We start from the raw sequence: 18,433 nt of genomic DNA on the forward strand, positions 1-18,433 counted from the left end.
GATACAAAGAAAGCCTAAACAGGACTTTCTGTATGATCCATTATTTAACATAATCATCACTTTTTTCATTATCCGAAAGTTTCGTAAATTTGCACCATGATAAAAATTGGCAATATAGAGCTTCCGGAATTCCCGCTTCTGCTGGCGCCGATGGAGGATGTTAGTGACCCACCTTTCAGAAGGCTGTGTAAAATGCACGGTGCAGACCTGATGTATTCAGAGTTTATCTCTTCCGAAGGACTGATTCGCGACGCCATCAAAAGCCGCAAGAAACTGGATATCTTTGATTATGAAAGACCGGTGGGGATACAGATTTTCGGAGGTGATGAAGAAGCCATGGCCATGTCAGCAAGGATTGTGGAAACCGTAAATCCTGATCTTGTGGATATCAATTTCGGTTGTCCGGTAAAGAAAGTAGTTTGCAAAGGTGCAGGAGCGGGTGTGCTTAAAGATATCGACCTGATGGTCCGGCTTACCAAGGCAGTAGTGCGTTCTACTCATCTTCCGGTTACCGTAAAAACACGCCTGGGGTGGGACAGTACATCCATCAATATCGATGAAGTTGCTGAACGTCTTCAGGAAACCGGAATTAAAGCGCTGACCATACACGCAAGGACCCGTGCTCAGATGTACAAGGGTGAAGCAGACTGGGAGCATATATCAAGAATTAAACAGAATCCGAATATTGAAATTCCTATTTTCGGGAACGGTGACATTGATTCCTCGGAAAAAGCGTTGGAGTACAAACAGAAATATGCATGCGACGGTATTATGATCGGCCGTGCAGCCATAGGGTATCCATGGATATTTAATGAAATCAAGCATTTCTTCAGGACCGGTGAACACCTGCCTGAGCCGACCATTTCCGACCGTCTTCTTGCGGTGAAGCAGCATGCGGAATGGAGTGTGGAATGGAAGGGAGAACGGTTGGGACTTGTAGAAATGAGACAGCATTACAGCAATTATTTCCGTGGCGTTCCTCATTTCAAAGAATTCAGGAAAAAATTCCTTGAGGTTTTCACCCTCGCAGAAATGGATGCATTAATCTCGGAAACACAGGAATTTTACACCCATTATCAGGAACAGGTATAAAATATAAAACCCATCATTTCATGATGGGTTTTGTTTTGTGAGTTTTTCTTTCCGTCAGTAATCTTCTGCAGAAGATTGATCCTTCATTAATGCGAGTGCAGAGGAAGTACCGATTCTTTTTACGCCCATTCTGATCATTTTTTCAGCATCCTCAGGAGTTCTGACTCCTCCGGCTGCCTTTACGGGAAGTTTACCTGCATGATCAAGCATAATCCGGATTCCCTCGAAAGTAGCCCCATTAGGCTTTCCTCCCTGGGTTTCATAGAAACCTGTTGAAGATTTCACGAAAATACGCGGCAAATCCTGCTCATCGAAATGATGTTCCGCCCAGCCTGAAATTTTCTGGGTAAGATCCGCAATCTGGGTATCGGTAAGAGCCGCTATTTCAATAATCCACTTAACGATTTTATGATGCCTGAGGCCAAGTTCCGTACATTTAAGGAATTCCTCTTTTACAAGTTCGTGATTCCCTTGAAGATAAGCTTTGTAATTGATCACAAAGTCTAGTTCATCCGCACCGTCTTCAATGGCTTTAGAGGCTTCGGTAAGCTTCTCTTCAATGCTGTAAGTGCCCTCATGAAAACCGATGACCGTTCCTACTGCAACATTGGAATTCCTTTCCTGAATGTATTTTTTGATCTCCGAAACATAGTCCGGACGGATCATCACGGCAAAAATACCATGGTCTATGGCTTCCTGTGCGAGTTCCCTGTCTTTCTGTACTGTTTCTTCTTCAGAAATCCCCGACTGTTGCGGAGTTTTCAGGTAGGTTGAATCCAAATATTGAGCGATGTTCATACGTCTTCGATTACACTTTCAGTTGTCGGTAAATACCCTGCTCCAAAGATATGAAAGTTTCCGTTCTTGTTACTCCTTTCAGCTTCTGAAGTTTGCTCAGGATCTGCATCAGGTGATCGTTATCCTTACACAAAACTTTCAGGAAAATGGTATAATTTCCGGTGGTATAATGGGCTTCCACCACTTCATTAATGTCATTCAGGGATTTTACCATGTCCGGATAATGACTTGGCTGATCCAGGAATACACCAATGTATGAGGTCACCTTATACCCTATTTTTTTTGGATTCAGGAAAGAAATTGAATTTTCAATCACCCCTGCCTGTTCCAGTTTTTTAATCCTCTGGTGTACTGCAGTGGTAGAAATACCTACGTTCTTAGAAATGTGTGCCAGCGAAGTTTTGGCGTTGTCCATCAACATGTAGATGATTTCTTTGTCGATTGAATCTAAATGATAACTAGTGTTAGCTGAATTTTTCATCTGTTCTACTTTTTGCTATTTATGTTTTTGCTTAAACCTTTATTCCATTTTATTTAAATGTTACCAAAACCGGAAAATGATCACTGTATCCTCCCAGATACCGGGTACCGGCATACGTCCGGAAAGGTCTTCCCTGAAACCTTTTGTCCCGGCTGCTGATCTTTTCAGGCCTGAATACCTCAGCGCCCTGAAAACACAGACCATCTTCGTCAAAAAAAGATTTCGACAGCAGGATCTGGTCAAACAGCAATCCAGATTTGTAATGAAAAGTAGAATAATTTCTTTTGTAAAACAGCTCCTGAAAAGGATTGACTAATATTTTTTCACCGCTGTTGCCGTAGAGAACCTTAACTAAATTTTCATCATCCGGGTTTTCGTTAAAATCACCACACAAAATCACCTTTTCCCCTTCCTTTATCCTGCCTGAAATCCGGTCTTGGATCTCCCTGAGGATGACATTCCTTTTAGGCTTATTGATGTTTTTTTCTCTCTGTGAAGGGAGATGCACAATAAAAATGTTGATCAACTCCTCTTCATATTTTACTTTGCAGTAAAGAACATCCCTTGTTGTGTCGTAATTTCCTGTGTTTTTGTTTTTAATATCAAAGAGAAACGTAATGGCTTCAGAATCGATTACGCTGACTTTAATTTTATTATACAGCATGGCTACATCCACTTTCCGCTCATCCTTAGAATTGTAATGTACAATCCCGTAACGGTTGTAGAAGGGTTGCATTGAAACAAGATCTTCTAAAACTTTCTTTCCGGATACTTCAGAAAGAGCCGCGATGAAGGGCAGTTCGCCATAATTTTCCTGCATCATCTGAAAAACGTGTGCAATCTTAAAAATCTTGTTCTGATATTTCCTTTCATCCCAGTTCCGCAATCCTGATGCAGTAGGATCAGACGGATGAACAGGTTTCGGATCAGGCAGAAATAAGTTTTCTACATTATAAAAAGTGAACAACTGCATTAATACGCATGTCTTAAAACTTACACTAATTTTCAGAATGTAAATTTATTATTTTTTTTCTAATATACTCTATTAATCTACAAGATATTGATATTAAATTTATATGTTTTAAATAGAATACCAATGAATAATATCAATCAAAAAATGATTTAAAATTTATTTTATTTATCACACGATGATATTTTGAAACAATTAAAATTAAAAAATACATATAAACAAACAGATTTAAAGAATAATAATCTATTTAATTTTAAAATAAACAGGTAAAATCAATATATCCAGGCTAAAAATCCGATTTTTATTCTAATACGAAAAATTTAATCTCTCCGAAATAAAAAAAACCCGTTGATTAATGCAACGGGGTTGTTTTTATAATAAGTCAGGTCGTTTCTCTTTGGTTATCCTTACCGCTTCATCATGCCTCCATTCTTCTATCTTAGGAAAATTCCCGCTGAGAAGGATTTTAGGAACCTCAAGACCTTTATATACTTCAGGCCGTGTATAAATTGGCGGCGACAAAAGATCATCCTGAAAACTGTCTGTAAGGGCACTTTGTTCATCATTGAGTACACCGGGCAGCAAGCGGATCACAGAATCGGCCAGCACACATGCTGCCAGCTCGCCTCCTGTAAGTACATAATCGCCTATGGAGATCTCTTTGGTTACATGAAGGTCCCTCACCCGCTGGTCAATTCCTTTATAATGACCGCAGATGAATATCAGATTATTTTTTATGGATAAAGAATTGGCTATTTTCTGGTTTAACGTAAGTCCGTCAGGCGTCAGGTAAATCACTTCATCATATTCCCTTTGGGACTTGAGTTCGGAAATACACTTATCCAGCGGCTCCACCATCATCACCATGCCCGCACCGCCTCCATAAGGCTCATCATCGATCTGCTTATGCTTATTTACAGCCCAGTCTCTCAAATGATGAAAATGTACTTCTGCCAGCCCCTTATCCATTGCCCTTTTCAAAATAGATGTCCTGAACGGGCTTTCCATCAGTTCCGGAAGTACACTTATAATATCAATTCTCATTGTAACGTTTCGTTTTTCTTATTGGGTAAAATAATCAGTCTTAAGGACGAATCCTTATTAAAGTAGCTCCACATCCAGTTAAAGAAGATGGCAAGCTTATTTCTTACGCTCAGGATAAGCATAAGGTGTAAAAACATCCAGAAATACCAGGCCAGCAACCCTTGGAACTTAATGAACGGAAGATCTACCACCGCCCTGTGCTTACCTATGGTTGCCAGGGAACCTTTGTCTTCATATTCATACTCATTCCATTCATTCCTGCTTTTTCGCAGGAGGTTTTTACCCAGGTTCCGTGCCTGTGTAATGGCTACATTGGCTACCTGAGGATGCCCCTGCGGATATTTAGGCGTTTCCATATAGGCAATATCTCCTATAGCATAAACATTATCGTATCCCTGCACTTTATTGAAACGGTCTACGATATACCTGTTTTTAACCAGCTTTTCAAGAGGAAATCCGTCAATTACATTTCCGGTAACGCCCGCTGCCCAGATCACATTATTGGAAGGGATTTCCTTTCCGCTTTTCATGATCACTTTATCACCGTCGTAATCCGTTACGTATTCACCGCTCATGAAAGTTACGCCCAATTCCTTCAGGTATTGTTCAGATTTGTCCTGGGCTTCCTGGCTCATAACGGCCAAAGGCTTTTCCGTGGAACTTATGAGAATGATATCCAGATGCTTAAAGTTCATATAAGGATAGTCTCTCGGTAAAATTTCCTTTTTCATTTCAGCAAAAGCGCCGGCAAGTTCAACACCGGTAGGTCCGCTGCCTACAATAACGATGTTCCAGTTTCCGTCATCGCTGCGGCTCTTCTCCAGGATCAGCTTTTCAAAGGTCATGAGCACATGGTTTCTGATGCTGATAGCTTCCTGGGTATTCTTCATACCGAAAGCCCGGTTTTCCAAATCTCGGTTACCGAAAAAATTCGTTTTACAGCCGGTAGCTATGATCACTTTATCATAGCTGAACTCTGCTTCATCGGTAATTACTTTATTATTAACGGTGTCAATTTCCTTGACTTCCGTAAGGCGGAACTGGGTATTCCTGGAACGCTGAAAAATCTTCCTGAAAGGAAAGGAAATATTGGACGGCTCTATCCTTCCGCATGCAACCTGATAAAAGAGCGGCTGAAACATATGGTGGTTCACCCGGTCCAGGATGATCACTTTTTTATTCTTGTTATTAAGCTTCTTTGCAAGTTGCAGTCCCGCAAATCCTCCTCCGATAATGATGATTTTTTCGCGTGTTTCCATAGCAGACAAATTTACTGATTTTATTTAGCATTTTACTGGTGAAAGAATTAGTTTTGTAAAACTTTATGCCCAGGAAAAAGTCCTTCAAAAACACTGCCGGAAAAAGATATAAGGCCAGACGGAAGAATTATTTGTTCCGTCGCGGGGTGGTTTTGGTCGTACTTATTTTAGCCCTGATCGGAACGGGATTTTATCTTAAGCATTCGGTAAGTTATTATTACGCCCTCTACTTTAATAAATTCACGCACAGGAAGCTGCACAACACAGAAACGGAATCCTTGAGAATACAGAGGATCATCACGGATAACCTGGACAAAACATACGGCTTCGATATTTCACATTACCAGAATAAAGAAGACATCCAGTGGGATAGCCTGAGTATAGGAAACAGGACAATCCCGCTTGAATTTGTCGTCATGAGAGCCACTATGGGAAACCGCAGCGCAGACCGGCATTTTGATGAATTCTGGCAACAAGCCAAAAAACATGAACTGATCCGCGGAGCGTATCATTTTTACCGTGCAGATGAAGATCCCGTCATCCAGGCGAATAATTTCCTGGATAATGTGAGGCTGGAGAGCGGAGACCTCCCTCCTATCCTGGATATTGAAAAAATCCCAAGACGGAAAACCCGTGATAAGCTGGTGGAAGATTTAAAAGTGTGGTGTAAGATTGTTGAAGAAACCTACGGGCAAAAGCCTATTCTTTATACGTATTATCACTATTACAAAGATTTTTTGAAAGGCGAATTTGATGATTATCCCCTCTGGCTGGCCAATTACAATGATGTTCCTGCGCCTTCCCCGGATGCCAACTGGAATTTCTGGCAATTTACAGAAAACGGCATCGTATACGGAATCAATACCAAAGTCGACCTGAACATCTATAACGGAAGTACGTGGTCCTTAAAAAGCCTTACTTTAGACTAGTCTTTTTTAAACGGATTCCGTTGTATCCAATCCGCTTTCGGACTGACAGAAGAGAAAACCTTTTCCATAAACAGGTTAATAACCGGATGGGTATGGCGGATCAGTCCGACAATCTCTACCGGAGCTGCACCAACGGTTGATTTGATCTCCAGTGCGGTCCTCCCGAAAATAATCCTTTTAAAACGCTGGCGGATACCGAATTCAACCATATCGAGAAGCATATTAAGGTACAGTTGTTTAGGTTTTTGCAGATTCTTGTCGTAGCCTAAAAAATAGGTATCCACATCTCCGTGATTCAAAATCAGGGTATAAAATCCGATGAGCTCTTCACCAGAAAAATATCCGAATATTCTGAAATGGTCACCCAGGTGCACTTTCATGCTCTCAAAATGGTTTTCAGCAAGGAAGAACGTATTGAATAGAGCATTTTCCGCAACATGGTAATACAGCTCATTAATCCGGATGCGCTGGCTTGTGACCTGATGAAGATCCATCTCCCTTACATGTATCCCTTCAAGCTTTCTTCTTGCTGTTCTTGCCCTGGCCCTGTATTTTTTCGAAATATCATTTAAGTAATCTTCAAAACACTTCCAATCCGGCCGCAGGCTTAATACCATATTAGGCTGCACAGAAAAGCGGTGGTAATGACGGTAGCTTTTTTGGTTAAAGAATGCAGCAAAATCCGGCCTGTAATCCTTAAACATGACAATAGACGTTCTTCCTGCCATCTTTTGTATATGGCGTGAAGCTTCGTTAATCCATGAAATTACTTCACCTGCGGATATTCCGGAAAGATTAAAATAAAATCCATTCTGGCCGGTCAGCATATTGTTTCCCAGGATCATCACATTCTTACTGAATAGCCGGGTTAAAACATTCCTGATGCTGAAAGAAACTGTATCTTTTTGGAATGTGGAATGCCGTCGGAAATCAAGACACTGGAACAATGCACCGCCTACCAGCTCACCGTTCAAGAAAAAACCTGCAAAATAACAGTCCATATTTTTAGGGCCCGACTCTTCAAGTGCCGAAAAATATTCCCTGGTAAGCAGGATATTTTGAATACCGACTGTACTGTTCCAGTTTTCGGGAAGCTCAGCAGCTTTGCGGTAGATTCTGAATTCACGCAGCATATCAACATACAATATTACATTAAATCCCGGTAAAAAAAGGCCTGCCGATTATTTATCTGCATCAGACTTTAATATTTTGTATTTTCGCGCTACGAAATCTTTACGGAAATGAATTACGTTGCTGCTGAAAACCTGACCAAGTCTTACGGAATAAAAGTGTTATTTGAAAATATTTCTTTCAACATTAATGAGGGCGATAAAATTGCCATTGTTGCAAAAAACGGAAGTGGGAAATCTACGCTGCTGAAAATCCTTATGGGAAAGGAAATTGCGGATAGCGGAACGGTAAACATCAATAAAGATATCCAGGTAGTACTTTTTGATCAGGAAATTGATTACGCTCCTGCGCTCACAGTGGATGAATTCATGATGACGCTGGATTCACCGCCTATCATGGCGCTTAAAAACTACCACCGGTCGCTCCATTCCACGGACCAGGATTTCATTGAAAAAGCCCTGGCCGATATGGAAGTCCATAAAGCCTGGGACCTGGAAAATGAAATGAAACAAATCCTTTCCCAGCTTAAAATTACCGATCTGCAGGCTAAGATGGGAACGCTTTCAGGAGGGCAGATCAAAAGAGTTGCCCTGGCAAAGCTTCTTACGGAAACCAGAGCAGAACACCGGCATACCCTTCTCATCATGGATGAACCGACCAATCACCTGGATGTGGAAATGGTGGAATGGCTGGAAAACTACCTCAATAAAGCTAAAATAACCCTTCTGCTGGTTACCCACGACCGGTATTTCCTGGACAGTGTCTGTGATATCATCTGGGAGATGGAAGACAGAAACCTGTATGTACATAATGGCGCCTACGCAACCTACCTGGAGAATAAGATGATCCGTGAGGACAACCTTAATGCAACCATTGACAAGGCTAATAACCTGTACAGGAAAGAACTTGAGTGGATGCGCCGGCAGCCTAAAGCCAGGACTACAAAATCCAAAAGCAGGATCGATTCATTTTACGAAACTGAAAAAATAGCCAAGACAGATACCCGAAAACAGGGACTGGAGCTGGATTTTGAAATGAAGCGTTTAGGAAGTAAGATTCTTGAGCTTCACCATATCGATAAAAGTTTTGGGGACAAAGTATTGCTGAAGGATTTCAGCTACCAGTTCCAGCGGGGTGAAAAAGTAGGGATCATCGGAAAAAACGGAGCCGGAAAATCTACGCTGCTCAACATTATCCAGGGATTTGAAAAAGTTGATTCGGGAACCATTGAGACAGGAGAAACCATTTCTTTCGGTTATTTTTCCCAAAAGGGACTTACCTACAAAGAGGATGAGAGAGTCATTGATTTCATCAAGGAAGTAGCAGAATATTATCCTCTGGCTAATGGCAAGAGTTTATCTGCATCCCAATTCCTGAGGCTATTCCTTTTTGATGATCAGACGCAATATTCTCCCATCTCAAAACTCTCCGGAGGTGAAAAGAGAAGGCTGCACCTGATGTACATCTTGTACCAGAATCCTAACTTTTTGATTTTTGATGAACCTACCAATGACCTCGACCTGCCGACGCTAACCGTACTGGAAAACTTCCTTCAGCAGTTTCAGGGTTCCCTGATCATTGTTTCCCACGACCGGTATTTCATGGACAGGATCGTAGACCATATCCTGGCATTTGAAGGCAATGGAAAAATCAAAGACTTTTCAGGAAACTTCTCAGAATACCGCGAGGCCAGAAGCCGCGAAGAAGCATTGGAGAAAACTGCCGCGAAGCCGGAACCTGTAAAGGAACAGATACCTGTAAAGGACACCACTGCTCCTAAGAAAAGAAAGCTTTCCTTCAAAGAGCAGCACGAACTGGAAACCCTTGAAAAGGAGATGCCACAGCTGGAGCAGCAGCGCGCTAAGATTCTGGAACAGCTGAACAATGAAGCGGATTACGAGAAAATATCAAAACTTTCTGCCGAGCTGGAAGCCCTTTCAGAAAAACTGGACGGGTATGAAATGCGCTGGCTGGAACTTCAGGAAATTTAAGCGGCTACAGCTATCTGATTCCATTCATAATTCTTAACTTTTAACTACATCAACGATCTTCCCTTCCCGCGCACTCTCCAGTGCCGCGTCAATAATCTTCATGTTCTGCAATACTTCAATGCCTTGTGACGGCAGTGCATATCCGAATACCATATATTCGTAAATCTGCTGGTAATAATTCATGTAGTTGCCGGGTTCGCTGAAGGTAAGTTGCCTTTCAGTTTCTGAACGTTCATTGATGAAATTTAATATTCCGTCCGCTTGTGTCAAAGGTTTTGTCCATGCAGTACCATACTCCGGAATCGCACCCGCAGCAAGCTCATTTTCCTGATCGTCCGATCTTTCCTGCAGGAAGCTTCCTCTGTCACCGTGGATAGTGTAGGCATAATGCGCTTCTTTACTGAATACAGAAGATTTTAAACGAACCCTTAGCCTGTCCGGATAAAAAAGAATCAGTTCAAAATAATCGTTGGCGAAGGCCTCCCCTTTCATGGAAAATACATCGGCAAAAATACGGTCCGGCATTCCAAAATACTGAACTGCCTGATCAATTAAGTGTGAACCTAAATCGTGCAATGCGCCGGAACCAGCCTGTTCGGGATTTTCCTTATGCTCTTTACCGCTCGGATCCTTACGGAACCTGTCAAAACGGATTTCTGCTTCTTTTATAGTCCCAAGTTTTTTTTCACTGATGATTTTCTGCACCTGAAGATAATCACGGTCAAACCTTCGGTTCTGGTATACACTGATGAAAAGTCCTTTTTCTTGTGCGAGGTCTACCAATTGCTGTGCTTCTGAAGCATTCACGGTAAAAGGCTTTTCAACAATGATGTGTTTTCCGGCTTCCAGGGCTTTTTTTGCATATTCAAAATGAGTCTGTACAGGAGTATTGACAATCACAAGTTCAATATCCTGCTGCTCCAGCATTTCTTCTACGGAACGGTAAATGGTGGCATCCGGATATTTTTCCGCAGAATCATTTTTGCTTCGCTCCACAATAGCAGCCAGGAAAAATCCGGGATGCTCTTTAAGAAAAGGAGCATGAAATACTTTACCGCTCATTCCAAAGGCACAAAGGCCTGCTTTTACCAATTGCATACTCTATTTTTTAACAAATATATCATAAACTTTTGTCTTAGGAGGATTTTTAAGTGTTTCATCCATAACAGAATCGGGTATGATAAAAATCATACTTTTTATTTTTAACCATTCTAAATAAAGTCCGCTAATTTTTTACATTTGCGCATTATTTAAAATTACTCTAAATAAGCTATGAATAAAAACTTTATCACATTAGGACTTATCGTGATGACCTCAACGGCATATTCTCAAATGAAATATGCTCCTGTTACGGATACGGTGAGAATTCAGACTATTGAGGATATTAATCTTCACAAAACCGGTAATCCGAACAAGGCCAAGCCACTATCCACAAAATCGAATCTTACGGTCATGGAAAATCCACAGCCGATTGCGATTGTTACCCATGAGATTATTGAGCAGCAACAGGCCAGGCAGCTGAGTGATGTGATAAAAAATGTTAACGGGATTTATCTTACGTCTGCCAGAGGAGGTTCACAGGACAGTTTCGGGGGACGGGGATTCACATTTGCTAATGACAATATCTTCAAGAACGGAGCCAGGGTAAACAGCGGTGTTTTTCCTGAGGTAACCAGCCTTGAAAGAGTTGAAGTATTGAAAGGAGCCAATGCAATGCTGTACGGAAATGTAGGACCTGGCGGAATTGTCAATCTGATTACTAAAAAACCGAGGTTTGAGTTCGGGGGTACACTTGGATTCAGTGCGGGGAGCTGGAATGCATACAAACCTACGGTAGATGTTTACGGTCCTTTGAGCAAAAGCATTGCATTCAGGATGAACGGCACCTATGAATATGCAGAAAGTTTCAGGGATATCGTACAATCTAAGAAACATTATTTTAACCCTTCTTTTGTATTCAACATCGGCGAAAATACACAGCTTATCGTAGAAGGAGACTACCTTCAGCATCAGTTTACGCCGGATTTCGGTATCGGAAGCGTGGTAGATGGAGCAACCGGTATTTCGAGGCTGGCTACAGAGATTGACAGGAAGCAGTTCCTGGGTGCCAACTGGCAATACCAGACCAACAAACAGGCTACTACGGATGTTATCCTCAATCATAAATTCAGTAACAGCTGGACATTGAATGCCGTAGCTTCCTATCAGAACTATACTAAAGATTATTTTTCTACCGAAAGGATCCAATGGAATTATGACTCTTCCAAAAACAACCTCAACCCAAGCTGGAAGAGAAGTGTAGGAAGAACGTACAATGAACAGAATTACACTTCGCTTCAGGTAAACCTCAACGGGGAATTTAAAACCGGAAAAGTAAACCACAAACTTTTGGTAGGTACAGATGGAGACTATAACCAGGCGGACAACTATACCTATGCGATCAGCTCCGGAGATTTCGGTACACTATACCTGAATAATCCTGCAACATGGACTAATGAAGTTACAATGCCTGCTGCTGACAGGTCATACAGAAGAAGAATTCCTACCAAACGCTTCGGGGTTTACCTTCAGGATTTTGTTGAACTGACCAAATCTGTAAAATTACTCGCAGGGATCCGCTATTCTTATCTGACGAATGGAGAATCCACTGATAATATATTTATTCCGGGAACCAAAATTCCTGCCGTCAGCGCTGAAACCAAAAATCATGCATTCTCTCCTAAGGTGGGATTGGTATACAACCCGAATGAGAATCTTTCTGTATTTGCCACCTATACCAACTCATTTGTTCCTAATGCCGGATTTGACTTTTATACCAGAGGAGCCCTTGACCCATCTACCGTAGATCAATATGAACTCGGGATTAAAAAGAACCTCTGGAACAATGCGATTGCTGTAAATCTCTCCGTATACCAGATCAACAACAATAATACCTATACCCAGCCAATTAACAATCCTACGGGAGATACTACCCTCAGGATTTATGCCGGTGCGGTAAGAAGCCGGGGTGCAGAGCTGGACCTTACCGGAAACCCGACCAAAAACCTGTCTTTAATTGGCGGATTATCTTATAATAATGCCGTATACACAAAAACGCCGAATGACGGTTTTGTAGAAGACCAAAGACTGGTAAGAACGCCTGCCTTTACTGCCAATGCTTCAGCTTTCTATACCTTTACCGAGTTTGCGAAAGGGCTGGTCATCGGTGCCAGTGCATTCTATACCGGAGACCGGAAAGCGGGATGGAATGATGTAAAGGGACAGTCACAGGTAACCAGAATGATTGATGTTGGCGGATTTACTACTGTGGATCTAAGCCTTGGATATCAATGGAAAAAATTAATGGTTCAGGGAAAGCTGGGCAACCTGTTTGACGTAGTGAACTATAACGTTCATGAAAATTACTCCGTCAATCCCATCATGCCGAGAAACGTTTATTTCACTGTGACGTATAAGCTCTGATCAGTTAAATAACATTAAATTTGCCAGGTGGAAGAAGCAGTTTTCTTCCACCTGCTCATTAAAAAAAACAAAAATTTCATCTATGGATAAGATCAAAGATACAAGAAGCTTTATGCGTATTACCCACAGGTATCTGGGTTATTTTCTGGCAGGAATCATGGCCGTATATGCCATCAGCGGTGTCATGCTGGTCTACCGGGATACAGATTTCCTGAAAAAGGAAAAACATTATGATAAGGTTGTTGCTAAAAACCTGTCTGAAAAAGAACTCGGCAAAGAGCTTAAGATAAAAAACCTGGAGGTTGAGAAAACGGAAAACGGCGTTTTGTATTTTAAGCAGGGAACCTATAATTCAGTTACAGGCCAGGCTCAGTATGACAAGAAAGAACTGCCTTTTGTCCTGGATAAAATGACCAAGCTTCACAAATCCCAGTCTAAAGACTCCCTGTCTCTCCTAAACACCTTTTTCGGGATTTCCCTGTTCTTTTTTGTCATCTCCAGTTTCTGGATGTTCAAACCCAAAACAAAAGCTTTCAAGCGCGGTATGATTTTCACCATTGCAGGACTCATTGTTTCAATTATTCTTTTATTTATATAAATATTATAATATACAATTTTAATCCGGATTCCTGTTAAAGCCTTTAAAATCTCATTTTTTTTTGTTGTGGCACATTTATTGTTCTTCCCAAGACCTAGAATAATAAATTATCTATTAAATTATAAATTATGAAAAAATTAATCTTTACAGGTATACTTGCAGTAGCCGGATTAGTATCTACTGCAAATGCTCAAATTCAAAAAGGAAACTGGATGGTAGGTGGTAACCTAGTAGGAGCAAATTTCGGATTGAATAGTGGTGGTGGATATAATTTTGCCATTCAGCCTAAAGGTGCTTATTTTGTTGAGGACAATGTAGCGGTAGGTGGTTACGTAGATTTAGGCTTCAGCGGAGCTAAAGATTCACCTACTACATTTACGTATAACGTTGGGGCATTAGGCCGTTACTATCTTTCTCCGGGAGAGCAGGGAGTAGATAATCTTCTTAACCACGGAAGATGGTTCTTCGAAGGTAACTTAGGTGTTGGAGGTACTTCCATCTCTAAAGGTGGTTCTTCTTCCAATGGTCTTAACTTCGGTTTCGGTCCTGGTTACTCTTACTTCATTACACCGAATATCGGTCTTGAAGGTTTAGTAAAATATGACGCTAATGCCGGATTCGGTAACGGTGGATATACCAACAGAATCACTTTCGGACTTGGTTTCCAGATCTATCTTCCAACTTCAAAAGGTAGAGAAGTTATCAATGATGTAAAATAATCACTCACTTCACATACACATACATTACAAGAGAAAGCGCATCGGAATGATTTCCGATGCGCTTTTTCAATTAAAACTAAACTATAAAAAATCAAATCAATCAGGTATTAGGTTGAGGAGTATATCGCAGATAAGGCTTAATTTCCTTTACTCCTTTTGGGAACAGTACTCTGGCATCCTCGGTACTTACGGCAGGCGGAATGATAACATCATCCCCATCTTTCCAGTTAACAGGTGTGGCAATTTTATGCGAATCAACCAGCTGAAGTGAATCCAGCACCCTGAGAATCTCATCAAAATTTCTTCCTGTAGAAGCCGGATAGGTGATAATCAGCCTCACTTTTTTCTGCGGATCGATGATCAGCAGGGACCGTACGGTAGCAGTGGCAGATGCATTAGGATGGATGAAGTCATAAAGTTCAGAGACTTTCCGGTCTTTATCTGCAATAATCGGAAACTGCACATCGGTCTCCTGTGTTTCATTAATATCCTTAATCCAGTTCTGATGGTCTTCTACTCCATCTACACTCAGGGCAATGACCTTGGTTCCACGCTTATCAAATTCTGATTTCAGTTTTGAAGTGTATCCAAGTTCTGTAGTACAGACAGGCGTGTAATCTGCCGGATGAGAGAACAGAATTCCCCATGAATCTCCTAAAAATTCATGAAAACGGATAGGCCCGGATGATGTTTCAGCCTGAAAATCGGGTGCGGTATCTCCTAGTTTTATCGACATAATACTTTGTTTATTGTTAGTCTACAAATTTAATAGACTTTTTGAAACTGGCAAAATTTTTGTTAAAAATTTTACTTATTATTATATTGCCATATGGAAAAAAGTGGATTAGGTTATATTGATGTCGTTTACAATGTTTTAGAAAACTGGTACCTGAAATTTGCAGCAATAACACCAAAGCTGATCGTAGGGATCTCTGTTTTCTTATTTTTTATGTTTGCCAGTAAATACCTCAGCAAGATTGCGGTAAAACTGTTTCATAAATTCTTTCCTAAAAGCAAAAAAGAAAGTTCACTGGTCACATTGATCAGCATATTCAGGTTTCTGATTGTGCTCATGGGAACGTTTATCGCGCTTGAAATTATGGGATTCAGCGGATTTTTATGGAAATTTATAGGGAGTTTGGGGGTTGCCGGTGTTATCGCAGGGGTTGCGCTTAAAGATCTCGTGTCAAGTATTTTTTCCGGTATGCTTATCGGGATTGACAAAGCATTTAAGGTTGGTGATTATGTTATCATCGGGTCGAATTCCGGAACTGTATCGGAAATTGGTTTCCTTACTACAAAGATCATCAGTGATGACGGTAAGAAAGTATACATTCCCAATCAGGTCATCTTCAATGCTCCGTTTTCCAATATTACGGCTTCCCCTCAGCGAAAAATCATTTTTAATTTTGATATTCCGGCGGATGAGAATCTGGCTCAGGCACAGCAGGGTATCCTGGAAGTTATTCAGAGCCTTGATAATATTGACCGCAATGATACTGCCGAAGTGATTTTCACCGATCTGAAACAGGGCGTCTTCAACCTTCAGGCCAAGTTCTGGATGGCAGTTGGAGCCAATATGATGCAGGTGAAAAGCGAAGCCTATATGAAAATAAAACAACGTCTTGATGCAGACGGCATACATCTCGTTACGCCTACCAGCATTAACATCAACGGCGGAGATATATCGACCAAAAATCAGGACCAATAATTAAAAAAGCAGCTTAACAGCTGCTTTTTCTCATTTTAGTAAAGTATTACTTTTTTATAATCAGTTTATCCGTGACTTTATCCCCATTATCAAGGACAAGGCTGATAACGTAATTTCCATTGGTAAGATCATGAACCCTTACCTTCGTTTCTGCTTTGAAACTTCCGCTTTTCACCAGCCTTCCGGAAGCATCAAAAAGAGAATATTCTGCTTTCTGAGCATTTTTCAAAATGATATTCACTTCTTCATGGGAAGGATTCGGATAGATGGAGAAGGCTTTTGTTTTGGTCTCGGCAGTAGCTAGCGTTGATTTCTTTACCGAAAAAGGTGATGAATTTAAAGCATAATAAATATTATTCACCGCTTTTACCATAATCCGGGCAGAAGCAATATCCTCATTCGGAAAGCTGACCATAGCCGAACCATTATTCGGTACATTGGCCGCGAGTACCGTATTGAATGTTACCCCGGCGTCTTTAGACAGCAGAATGCTTACATTTTGTGTATTGATGGTTCCTGCATTGGTTCCTGCCACATTCCAGGTAACTGTTGCCGGCACAGCAGCATCATACTGGCTGTTATTGGTTTGTGAAGTCACTGTAAAAGGTCCGTCATCTGTAACCGTTACGACCATAGCATCCCTTGCAGACTGGTTTCCGGTAGGCTTGTTATCATTCACCAGGAGGGAAAAGTTCAGCGTTCTGGCTACACTTGGCGTAACCTCCCATTTAGGAACCAGGTTATTGGCCACAACAGAACTCAGCATCGGAAAATATCTTGAAGGGGATGTTGTGGGGATGAGTGAACGATAAACAGGTCCTACGGTAGCTGTAGAAACCGGCGGCTGTGTATTGGAGGTGTTATCATACTGCTCCCACAGGTATGTCAGTGTGTCGCCATTGGGATCGCTTCCTGTTCCTGTCAGCACAAAAGCCGTCCCCTTAGGAATATTGTAATCTGCACCTGCATCTGCAACAGGAACGGAATTTCCATTGGAAATTTTAGTAGCACAATCATTAGCCCGCTGTAAAACGGCATACATTTCAAGAACGCTTGCCGCATGGAAATAGGCATCGCTGTTATTCTGAACGTTATTGGCAGAGCCGCAGATGCCTGCATACGCCATAATGGTACTTCCGCTTCCCGGTTCATAGGCCGTACTATTATTGGCATTACCCTGGCACGAAGAAGTGGCTGCCCTGAATGTATGGTTGGCTCCGAACTGATGGCCCATTTCGTGTGCCACATAATCAATATCGAAAGGATCACCAACCGGTGCTCCCGAACCGGTAACCCCTCTGGCTTTATTTCCGGAAAGGCATACGACGCCCAGCCCGGCCAGCCCTCCGCTGTTGGTACCGAAAACATGCCCGATATCGTAATTTGCAGAGCCGATTACCGAATTTGTATTCGTCTGATTTTCATTAATCATGGCCCCCGGACTGCCGTTCGTAAACGGATCCGTAGAAGCGTTGGTATATACAATCTGATTGTTGTTAGCAATCATGACCATCGTAGTAGAAATCGTTTTTTCATAAATCCCGTTCACCCTGGTCATTGTAGTAGCCATCGCAGCCATCGCAGCGGCTACGGTTCCGCCATGAAATGCCGTATATTCCCCTGTTGCCGACAGGGCAAGCCTGTACGTTCTGAACTGTCCGTCTGCCACCAATGGTGCTTTATTCGCTGAGTCATTATTTGCAAGTGCTTCCAGTCCTTCTTCAACATGGCATTCAAAAAGCCGGTCATTTTTCGGCAGGTCTTTTCTTTTATAGAGGATAAATGTTGAATTATCTTTGGTATAGCTGTCCAGGTAGCTGATGTCCCAGTTATCAAAATACATAACGTTCATCCCGTTTTCCGGTGTGATGCTGAAACGGATGGTATTTTCAGGATGGTTCTTCTGCCAGCCGGTATAAGCACGGATTTTGGGAAATTTAGCCTGTAATTCAGGTTCCATTACAGAGGCTTCCTGTACGATGTAGTCTCTGATAGTACCCTCCGAATCCGGAAATTTAATGACCAGGCTTTCATCTCTGGAAAAACGCTGAGGTGCTTTTTTCAGTTCTGCTTTCATATGCTCCGTATCCAACTGATAGAGGGCAAATGTATTGGGGTTGGTCCACCTTGGATTCAGATTTTCCGGACTAATCCGGTTGTCTTTAAGCTTCGACCAGTAATTCTGTTGCCCGAAACCCTGGGCCGCCATGAGCAACCCCAAAATAATAAATGTCTTGCTTTTCATAAT

At 41.7% G+C, this 18,433-nt stretch carries 16 protein-coding genes; 7 read left to right on the forward strand and 9 right to left on the reverse strand.

Annotated features, from left to right (window positions below; genetic code table 11):
• The first annotated feature begins 96 nt into the window (after nucleotides 1-96).
• Nucleotides 97-1,092: a tRNA dihydrouridine synthase DusB gene (gene dusB / locus QE404_RS12815; RefSeq protein ID WP_307451029.1), complete on the forward strand. Its 996-nt coding sequence runs from the start codon at nucleotides 97-99 to the stop codon at nucleotides 1,090-1,092.
• A gap of 54 nt (nucleotides 1,093-1,146) precedes the next feature.
• On the opposite strand, the gene deoC is transcribed toward dusB, so the two are convergent.
• The 5 genes from deoC to QE404_RS12840 form a co-directional block, all read right to left on the reverse strand.
• Nucleotides 1,147-1,890: a deoxyribose-phosphate aldolase gene (deoC, locus tag QE404_RS12820; protein WP_307451031.1), complete on the reverse strand. Its 744-nt coding sequence runs from the start codon at nucleotides 1,888-1,890 to the stop codon at nucleotides 1,147-1,149.
• A gap of 10 nt (nucleotides 1,891-1,900) precedes the next feature.
• Nucleotides 1,901-2,371 carry an Lrp/AsnC ligand binding domain-containing protein gene (locus tag QE404_RS12825; RefSeq protein ID WP_100075499.1) on the reverse strand — a complete coding sequence of 157 codons (471 nt, stop codon included), beginning with the start codon at nucleotides 2,369-2,371 and terminating at the stop codon, nucleotides 1,901-1,903.
• 49 nt (nucleotides 2,372-2,420) lie between these two features.
• Entirely contained in the window at nucleotides 2,421-3,344 is a 924-nt protein-coding gene (locus tag QE404_RS12830) for an endonuclease/exonuclease/phosphatase family protein (protein WP_307451033.1), read from the reverse strand.
• 369 nt (nucleotides 3,345-3,713) lie between these two features.
• A complete protein-coding gene (gene trmD / locus QE404_RS12835; protein ID WP_307451035.1) occupies nucleotides 3,714-4,385 on the reverse strand; it encodes a tRNA (guanosine(37)-N1)-methyltransferase TrmD in 672 nt (223 codons plus the stop codon).
• The gene (locus QE404_RS12840) at nucleotides 4,382-5,644 is read right to left on the reverse strand and encodes an NAD(P)/FAD-dependent oxidoreductase (RefSeq protein WP_307451037.1); all 1,263 of its coding nucleotides are present in this window, start codon (nucleotides 5,642-5,644) and stop codon (nucleotides 4,382-4,384) included. The genes trmD and QE404_RS12840 overlap by 4 nt, the downstream gene beginning before the upstream one ends.
• A 65-nt stretch (nucleotides 5,645-5,709) precedes the next feature.
• Here QE404_RS12840 and QE404_RS12845 point away from each other — a divergent pair, with 65 nt between their 5' ends.
• Nucleotides 5,710-6,573: a glycoside hydrolase family 25 protein gene (locus QE404_RS12845; protein ID WP_307451040.1), complete on the forward strand. Its 864-nt coding sequence runs from the start codon at nucleotides 5,710-5,712 to the stop codon at nucleotides 6,571-6,573.
• On the opposite strand, the gene QE404_RS12850 is transcribed toward QE404_RS12845, so the two are convergent.
• Nucleotides 6,570-7,706: an 8-amino-7-oxononanoate synthase gene (locus tag QE404_RS12850; protein ID WP_307451042.1), complete on the reverse strand. Its 1,137-nt coding sequence runs from the start codon at nucleotides 7,704-7,706 to the stop codon at nucleotides 6,570-6,572. The two genes, QE404_RS12845 and QE404_RS12850, sit on opposite strands and share 4 nt — an antisense overlap.
• 108 nt (nucleotides 7,707-7,814) lie before the next feature.
• Between QE404_RS12850 and QE404_RS12855 the strand changes: the two genes are divergently transcribed.
• Nucleotides 7,815-9,695, forward strand: coding sequence for an ABC-F family ATP-binding cassette domain-containing protein (locus tag QE404_RS12855; protein WP_307451044.1), 1,881 nt, complete (start codon nucleotides 7,815-7,817; stop codon nucleotides 9,693-9,695).
• A 33-nt stretch (nucleotides 9,696-9,728) separates the two neighbouring features.
• Here QE404_RS12855 and QE404_RS12860 read toward each other — a convergent pair whose 3' ends face one another.
• Nucleotides 9,729-10,793: a Gfo/Idh/MocA family oxidoreductase gene (locus tag QE404_RS12860; protein WP_307451046.1), complete on the reverse strand. Its 1,065-nt coding sequence runs from the start codon at nucleotides 10,791-10,793 to the stop codon at nucleotides 9,729-9,731.
• A gap of 174 nt (nucleotides 10,794-10,967) precedes the next feature.
• Here QE404_RS12860 and QE404_RS12865 point away from each other — a divergent pair, with 174 nt between their 5' ends.
• From QE404_RS12865 to QE404_RS12875, 3 genes are all read left to right on the forward strand, one after another.
• Nucleotides 10,968-13,157 (forward strand): TonB-dependent siderophore receptor, encoded by a 2,190-nt coding sequence (locus QE404_RS12865; RefSeq protein WP_307451047.1) that lies wholly within the window; start codon nucleotides 10,968-10,970, stop codon nucleotides 13,155-13,157.
• Nucleotides 13,158-13,239: 82 nt separating this feature from the next.
• Nucleotides 13,240-13,755: a PepSY domain-containing protein gene (locus tag QE404_RS12870; protein ID WP_307451049.1), complete on the forward strand. Its 516-nt coding sequence runs from the start codon at nucleotides 13,240-13,242 to the stop codon at nucleotides 13,753-13,755.
• Nucleotides 13,756-13,883: 128 nt separating this feature from the next.
• Nucleotides 13,884-14,474: a hypothetical protein gene (locus QE404_RS12875; protein WP_307451051.1), complete on the forward strand. Its 591-nt coding sequence runs from the start codon at nucleotides 13,884-13,886 to the stop codon at nucleotides 14,472-14,474.
• A 100-nt stretch (nucleotides 14,475-14,574) separates the two neighbouring features.
• Here the strand turns inward: QE404_RS12875 and QE404_RS12880 are convergent, their stop codons facing one another.
• Entirely contained in the window at nucleotides 14,575-15,210 is a 636-nt protein-coding gene (locus QE404_RS12880) for a peroxiredoxin (RefSeq protein ID WP_307451053.1), read from the reverse strand.
• 93 nt (nucleotides 15,211-15,303) lie between these two features.
• Between QE404_RS12880 and QE404_RS12885 the strand changes: the two genes are divergently transcribed.
• Nucleotides 15,304-16,185: a mechanosensitive ion channel family protein gene (locus tag QE404_RS12885; RefSeq protein ID WP_307451054.1), complete on the forward strand. Its 882-nt coding sequence runs from the start codon at nucleotides 15,304-15,306 to the stop codon at nucleotides 16,183-16,185.
• A gap of 46 nt (nucleotides 16,186-16,231) precedes the next feature.
• On the opposite strand, the gene QE404_RS12890 is transcribed toward QE404_RS12885, so the two are convergent.
• Nucleotides 16,232-18,430 (reverse strand): reprolysin-like metallopeptidase, encoded by a 2,199-nt coding sequence (locus QE404_RS12890; RefSeq protein WP_307451056.1) that lies wholly within the window; start codon nucleotides 18,428-18,430, stop codon nucleotides 16,232-16,234.
• Nucleotides 18,431-18,433: the final 3 nt, after the last annotated feature.

It is taken from the genome of Chryseobacterium camelliae (assembly GCF_030818575.1).
Lineage (GTDB): Bacteria > Bacteroidota > Bacteroidia > Flavobacteriales > Weeksellaceae > Chryseobacterium > Chryseobacterium camelliae_A.